The sequence below is a fragment of the Xanthobacter sp. BG11Y11_SDJG genome, assembly GCF_057364445.1.
Genome location: NZ_JBNFNU010000819.1, coordinates 1 through 726 on the forward strand (window position 1 = coordinate 1; position 726 = coordinate 726).

The following is a 726-nucleotide window of genomic DNA, read 5'->3' on the forward strand; positions in this document are numbered from 1 at the left end:
CCGCCGTGCCGATCTGGTCGAGGGGAGGGGAAGCGTTCATGGCGCGTATCCGGTCACTGTGTCGCCGCCACGGGCAGCGGCGCGAAGCGCGGGCCGGTGTCGCGGTCCACCACCTCCGGGCGGGAGGTGTCCACCGCGCCGTCCCAGCCGCCGCCGAGGGCCTTGTGGAGGGCGACGTAGTATTTGGCCGTCGCGACCCGGCTCTGGATCAGGCTGGTCTCGGCCGCATAGAGCGCGCGCTCGGCGGTGAGCACGTCGAGAAAGCTCGACGCGCCGCCTTCGTAGAGCGCGCGGGAGAGCCCCGCCGCCTCGCGATAGGCGGCGGCGGAGGCGGCGAGCTTCACGCTCTTGGTGCGCTGGCGGGCCAGCGACACGGCGGCGTTCTCCACGTCCTCGAGCGCGGTCAGGACCGCGGCCTTGTAGGCGAGGAAGCTCTGGTCGCGCTCGGCCTCCGCCAGTTCCACCGCCGCCTTGAGCTGGCCGCCGGTGAAGATCGGCACCGAGAGCGTCGGGCCGAACGACCAGCTGATGGAGGAGGAACGGGCGAGGTCGCCGAGCTGGGCGCCGGTGGCGTTGATGGTGCCGGTGAGGCTGACGGAGGGATAGCGGTTCGCCTCCGCCTGGGCGACCAGAGCTTCCTCGCCTACAAGGCCGCGGTCCTGACCGCGCTCGAGGACGTGGAGAACGCCGCCGTGTCGCTGGCCCGCCAGCGCACCAAGAGCGTGA

1 protein-coding gene is annotated in these 726 nt (G+C 72.3%); it reads right to left on the reverse strand.

The features are described 5' to 3' along the window. Positions 1–53: 53 nt before the first annotated feature. Positions 54–726 (reverse strand): TolC family protein (locus tag AC2W7M_RS26745; protein ID WP_486136236.1); only part of this gene is annotated, 673 nt, incomplete at its 5' end.